The following is a 6,201-nucleotide window of genomic DNA, read 5'->3' as shown; positions in this document are numbered from 1 at the left end:
GCGATCGTCCACTACCGGCCGACCGAGCGGCTGAACAAGCGGGCCGAGAAGGGTTCGCTGCTGCTGGTGGACTCCGGCGCCCAGTACCTCGACGGCACCACCGACGTGACCCGCACCGTCGCCATCGGCGAGCCGACGCGCGAGATGTGCGAGCGCTTCACCCTCGTGCTGAAGGGGCACCTGGCCCTGGCTCGGGTCCGCTTCCCCGTCGGCACCACCGGCAGCCAGCTGGACGCGCTGGCCCGCATGCCGCTCTGGCAGGCCGGTCTCGACTACGACCACGGCACCGGCCACGGCGTCGGCAGCTATCTCGGCGTCCACGAGGGGCCACAGCGCATCGCCAAGGCGCCGAACACCGTCGCGCTGCGGCCCGGCATGATCGTCTCGAACGAGCCCGGCTACTATAAGGAAGGCGCCTACGGCATCCGCATCGAGAACCTGCAGTTCGTGACCCAGGCCGAACAGGTCCCGGGCGGCGAGCGGCCGATGCACGGCTTCGAGACCCTGACCCTGGCGCCGATCGACCGGCGGCTAGTCGTGGCCGAGATGCTGACCACGGAAGAGCGCGAACAGTTCAACGCCTATCACGCCCGCGTCCGCGAAACCGTGGGGCCCCTGCTGGACGGCGAGGTCCGGGCGTGGCTGGATGAGGTCACCGCGCCCGTCTGAGGCGCGCACCTTCCGGGGGGATCGATGAAGACGCTTCTCGCCACGGCCCTGGCGCTCGGCCTCGCCACCCCCGCGCTCGCGGCCGACGCCGAGGAGACGGCGATCCTGGCGCAGGTCCAGCGCTTCTTCGACGGCCTGGGCGCCCAGGACGCCGCGGCGATGGAGGCGACCCTGCTTCCCGACGCCATGCTGACCGCCCAACGCGTCCAGGCGGACGGCAAGTCGGCCTTGAGCCGCCGCTCGGGCGCGGCGTTCGTCGAGATGACGAAGAGCCAAGCCGGCCTTTCCGAACGCATGTGGGACCCCAAGGTGATGCGACGCGGGCCCATCGCGATGGTGTGGGCCCCCTACGAGTTCCAGCTCGCGGGCAAGACCACCCACTGCGGGATCGATGTCTTCGACATGGTCAAGGTCGATGGGACCTGGAAGATCGCCCACCTGATGTGGACCCAGGAGCCCCAGGGCTGCGAGGAACTGAAGGCCTCCAGGCCGCGCTGAACCCTGTGGATCTGGGGGGGAGCGCCAGGGGTGACCGACGAGACGCCCGAGAACCACGACGCCGCCGCCTCGCCCGGTGAACGCCTCGACGACCTGATCGAGAGCGTCAGCGACGCCTTTTACGCCGTCGATCGCGACTGGCGGCTGGTGGTCTTCAACCGCGCCGCCGAGGAGTTCTTCGGCCTTCGTCGCGACCAGGTGCTGGGCCGGTCCATGTGGGAGATCTGGCCCGCTGGCCGCAACACCGAGTTCGGGGGCCTTTGCGAGCGGGCCATGAGCCACGGCCAGGTTTCCCAGATGGAAGCTCCGTCGGCGTTCCGTCCCGGCCGGACGGTGGAGCTGCGGATCGGGCCCTTGCGAGCCGGCGGCGTGACCGTGGCGCTGAGGGACGTCACCGAGCGGTTCGAGGCCCAGAAGCGCACCCGCGAGGCCGAAGAGCACCTCAAGCTGATGGTGCTCGAACTGAACCACCGCGTGAAGAACAACCTCGCCACCGTCCAGGCGATCGCGGTCCAGACGCTGCGCGGGACCGAGAGCCCTCACGCGGCGCGCGAGGCCTTCGTGCAGCGGATCACCGCGCTTGCAGCCGCCCACGACATCCTGACCCGGGAACAGTGGGAGGGCGTCAGCGTCGCCGACATCGCGGACGGCGTCCTCCGCGCCCTAGACAACGCGTTCGAGCGCATGCGCTTGGTGGGCCCGGACCTGCGCCTGCCGCCAAAGACGGCGCTCGCGCTCTCCATGGCCTTCCACGAGCTGGGCACGAATGCGCTGAAGTACGGCGCGCTCAGCACGCCGAGCGGGCAGGTTCGCCTGACGTGGCAGGCGACCGGCCATCCCCAACGGCTGCTCGACGTGCAGTGGGTTGAGAGCGGCGGGCCGCCGGTCTCCGAGCCGACCCGTCGCGGCTTCGGTTCACGGCTGCTGGAGCGCGGCCTGGCCGCCGAACTTCGCGGCGAGGTCCACGTGCTGTTCGAGCCTACGGGCGTCCGCTGCGTTATCCGCGCGCCGCTCTAGCCGCCGGCGACGAGGGCCAGCCACTCATCCTCGGTCATCACCTGGATGCCGAGCTCGGTCGCGGTCTTCAACTTCGAGCCGGCGCCGGGGCCTGCGACGACAAGGTCGGTCTTCTTGGACACCGAGCCCGAGACCTTGGCGCCCAGGCGCTCGGCCTGCGCCTTGGCCTCGTCGCGGGTCATGCGTTCGAGTGAGCCGGTGAAGACCACCGTCTTGCCGGCCACCGCGGTGTCGGTCTTGGGCTTCTCGGCGTCCTGCACCGACAGCTGGCCCTTCAGGTCCTGGACCATCGCGCGGTTGTGGTCCTCGGCGAAGAAGGACGCGGCCGCCTCGATGACGGCGCCGCCGATCTGGTCCATGTCGTCCAGCTCCTGGACGGCCTCGGGGTCGCGGGCGGCGACCCTGTCCATGGCTTCGAGGAAGGCGTCCACCGTGCCATAGCCGCGGGCCATCACGACCGCCGTGGTCTCGCCGATGTGGCGGATGCCCAGGCCGTAGATGAAGCGGTCCAGGCTGATCGTCCGGCGGGCCTCGATGCCCTCCAGCAGGTTGCGCACGCTGGTCTCGCCGAACCGCTCCAGCGACAGTAGCTCGTCGCGCTTGTCGTGCAGGCGGAAGATGTCGGCCGGAGAGTTGAGCCAGCCCTTCTCGCTGAACAGCACCAGCTGCTTCTCGCCCAGCCCCTCGATGTCGAAGGCGCGGCGTGACACGAAGTGGCGCAGGTGGGCGAGCTTCTGGAACGGACAGGCGAACTCGCCCGAACAGCGGCGCACGACGGTCTCGGCCCCCGACGCGGTCGTCTCGCGCACCACCTCGGTGTGCAGCGGGCACGGGCAGACGTGCGGGAAGGCATAGGGCTGCGCGTCGGTTGGCCGCTCATCGGGGACGACGCCCAGGATCTGCGGGATCACGTCGCCGGCCCGCTGCAGGATCACGGTGTCGCCGACGCGCACGTCCAGTCGCTCGATCTCGGCGGCGTTGTGCAGCGTGGCATTGGTGACGACCACGCCACCCACCGTGACCGGCGTCAGGCGCGCCACAGGCGTCAGGGCCCCGGTGCGGCCCACCTGGATGTCGATGGCCTCCAGCACCGTGCGGGCCTGCTCGGCCGGGAACTTCCGCGCGATCCCCCAGCGCGGCGCGCGCGAGACGAAGCCCAGCCGCTGCTGCCAGTCCAGGCGATCCACCTTGTAGACCACGCCGTCGATGTCGAAGCCCAGGTGCGGCCGCTCGGCTTCCATCGCCTGGTAGGCTTGGAGCAGGCCCTCGGCCCCCTTCACGCACCGGGACTGCGGCGTCACCTGGAATCCCCACGCCTTCAGCTTCTGGAGCGCCTCCCACTGGGTGTCGGCGAACGGGGCGCTGGCGTGGCCCCAGGCATAGGCGAAGAACCGCAGCGGCCGCTGGGCGGTGATCTTCGGGTCGATCTGGCGGAGCGATCCGGCCGCAGCGTTGCGCGGGTTCGCATAGATCTTCTGGCCGGCCGCCTCGGCGGCGGCGTTCAGGGCGGCGAACTCCTCATGGCCGAGGTAGACCTCGCCGCGGATCTCGATGACATCGGGCCAGCCGTCGCCCGCCAGCCGCTCGGGAATTTCCTTCAGGGTGCGGACGTTCGCGGTGACGTCCTCGCCCACCCGTCCGTCGCCACGCGTGGCGGCCTGGACCAGCCGGCCCTTCTCGTAGCGGATCGAGCATGACAGGCCGTCGATCTTGGGCTCGGCCGTGTAGAAGACCTCCTCCTCCAGCCGCAGGAAGCGTTTCACCCGGGCGTCGAACTCCAGGGCGTCCTCGTCCGAGAACGCATTGTCCAGCGACAGCATCGGCACGCCGTGCTCGACCGGGGCGAACTGCTCCGAGCGGGCGGCCCCGACGCGCAACGACGGCGAATTCTCGCGGACGAGGTGCGGGAAACGGGCCTCGAGCTCGGCGTTGCGCCGGCGCAGGGCGTCGTACTCCGCGTCCGAGATCGTGGGCGCGTCGTCCTGATGGTAGCGGATGTCGTGCGCGGCGATCTCGTCGGCGAGCCTGGTCAGCTCCTCGACGGCTTCGGCTTCAGTCAGGGATTCGACGGGCTTCATCAGCCGAAGGTCTAGCCTGCCCGCCGGCGCTCGTCAGGCCCCGATCAGCGCCCTGGCCGCGGCGCGGGCGGCGTCTGTGATCTGGGCGCCGGCGAGCATGCGGGCGATCTCCTCCTCGCGGTCGGCGGGCGAGAGCACCTCGACCGCCGTGCGGGTGCGTTCGGCGTCGCCGGCCTTCGAGATGCGCCAGTGCGCCTCGGCGCGCGCGGCGACCTGCGGGCTGTGGGTGACGACCAGCACCTGGGCTTTGGAGGCCAGCTTCTTCAGGCGCAGGCCTACGGCGTCGGCTACGGCTCCGCCCACGCCCTGGTCCACCTCGTCGAAGATCATCAGCGGCTGCGGGCCCGACGCGCGGCCGGCAAGGGACGCCTTCAACGCCAGGGCGAAGCGCGCCAGCTCGCCGCCCGAGGCGATGCTGCCCAGGTCGCCGAACGGCGCGCCAGGATTGGTGGAGACTTCGAAGGCCACCCGGTCCAGGCCGGTCGGGCCGGCGCGATCCTCGGGCAGCGGATCGACAGCGACGCGGAAGCGCGCCTTCTCCAGTTTGAGCGGGACGAGCTCCTCCATCACCGACCGCGCCAGCCGCTCGCCCGCCTCGCGACGCGCCTCGGTCAGCCGGCCGGCGGCGGCGGCGTAGTCCTCCCGGGCCGCCTTCAGAGCGGCCTCGGCGGCCCTCAGGGAATCCTCGGAGGACTCCACAGCTCGCAGGCGCTCGGCGAAGCGTACGCGAAGGAACGGCAGCTCCTCGACGGCGCAGTTCAGCTTGCGGGCGAGGCCGCGCAGGTCGAACAGCCGCTCCTCCGCCCTCTCCAGCCGGTCGGGCTCGAAGTCGAAGGCGGCGGCGGCGGCGTCGATGGCGGCTTCCGCCTCGCCGGCTTCGATCAGCACCCGGTCCAGGGCCTCGGACGCCTGCGCCACGCGTGCGACGGCAGCTCCGTCGGCGGCCGCGCCGGCGGCGAGCGCCCGCTCCCGGGCCCGCTCCAGGGCGCGGACGGCCGAGGCCACCTTCGCGGACAAGCCGTCGAACACCTCGCGCGCGGCGGCGATGTCGGCCAGCGCCTTCTCGGCCGAGCCGAGCAGCGCCCGCTCTTCGGCTAGCTCGGCCTCCTCCCCTTCCCGCGGGTCCAACCGATCAAGCTCGGACAGGCGGAAGGTCAGCTCCTCGGTCTCGGCGGCGGCGCGAGCGACGTCGTCACGCAGGGTCTCGACGGCGTCGCGGGCGGCCCGCCAGTCGCGGAAGCGCGCGGCGACGTCGGCCGTCAATGGCTCCAGGCCGCCGAACGCGTCCAGCATCGGGCGGTGGGTGCGGGCGTCCAACAGGCCGACGGTCTCGTGCTGGCCGTGCACCTCGAGCAGGACCTCGCCCAACTCCTTCAGCACGCCGACGCCGGTGGCCTGGTCGTTGACGAAGGCGCGGCTGCGGCCGTCGGCCGAAAGCGCCCGGCGCAGGACCAGGTCCTCATCGCGGCCGTAGGCCAGGCCCTTCTCTTCCAGCACGTTCCAGACGGGATGGTCGGGCGCCGGCGCGAACACGGCGGTGGCGACGGCCTGGGAGGCGCCGCGGCGTACGAGGCCGGAGTCCGCGCGCATGCCGGTGGCCAGCCCCAGGGCGTCCAGGATGATCGACTTGCCCGCGCCGGTCTCACCCGTAAGCGCGGTGAGCCCCGGCCCGATCGACAGGTCCAGGGCCTCGATCAGCACGACATCGCGGATCTGCAGGCCGATCAACATCGTGCGCAGGATCGTATGGAATCAGGTCGCCCGGAAAGGGCTCAGTTCGCCTTCGGTTCCGCGGGCGTGGTCGCCGCCGCGTCAGTGGCGGTGGCGGGCGCCGGCGGGGCCGCGGGCGGTTTGATGGTGTCGCGCTTGTCCTTGCGGAACGGCAGGCGCAGCAGACCCTTCTTGCCGCCGCTCTCCGGCTCGACCGCGGAACCGAAGG

The 6,201-nt window shown here is 71.4% G+C and carries 5 protein-coding genes; 3 read left to right on the top strand and 2 right to left on the bottom strand.

The genetic code is table 11. From position 1 onward, the window contains the following. The 3 genes from RIF93_RS17795 to RIF93_RS17785 form a co-directional block, all read left to right on the top strand. Positions 1-669, top strand: a 669-nt coding sequence (locus RIF93_RS17795) for a M24B family metallopeptidase (RefSeq protein WP_309092789.1), incomplete at its 5' end; no start/stop codon positions are given. A 24-nt stretch (positions 670-693) separates the two neighbouring features. Further along, the gene (locus RIF93_RS17790) at positions 694-1,167 is read left to right on the top strand and encodes a nuclear transport factor 2 family protein (RefSeq protein WP_309092788.1); all 474 of its coding nucleotides are present in this window, start codon (positions 694-696) and stop codon (positions 1,165-1,167) included. Between the two features lie 30 nt (positions 1,168-1,197). Then, the gene (locus RIF93_RS17785) at positions 1,198-2,184 is read left to right on the top strand and encodes an HWE histidine kinase domain-containing protein (protein WP_309092787.1); all 987 of its coding nucleotides are present in this window, start codon (positions 1,198-1,200) and stop codon (positions 2,182-2,184) included. On the opposite strand, the gene ligA is transcribed toward RIF93_RS17785, so the two are convergent. Both ligA and recN read right to left on the bottom strand, forming a co-directional pair. Continuing rightward, the gene (ligA, locus tag RIF93_RS17780; protein WP_309092786.1) at positions 2,181-4,262 is read right to left on the bottom strand and encodes an NAD-dependent DNA ligase LigA; all 2,082 of its coding nucleotides are present in this window, start codon (positions 4,260-4,262) and stop codon (positions 2,181-2,183) included. The two genes, RIF93_RS17785 and ligA, sit on opposite strands and share 4 nt — an antisense overlap. 33 nt (positions 4,263-4,295) lie before the next feature. Continuing rightward, positions 4,296-5,993, bottom strand: a complete 1,698-nt coding sequence (gene recN, locus RIF93_RS17775) for a DNA repair protein RecN (RefSeq protein WP_309092785.1) — start codon at positions 5,991-5,993, stop codon at positions 4,296-4,298. Positions 5,994-6,201 lie beyond the last annotated feature (208 nt).

This window comes from Phenylobacterium sp. (assembly GCF_031181185.1).
GTDB lineage: Bacteria > Pseudomonadota > Alphaproteobacteria > Caulobacterales > Caulobacteraceae > Phenylobacterium.
The sequence above is the reverse complement of the archived record's forward strand: the minus strand, read 5'-3'. Positions and strand labels throughout refer to the sequence as shown.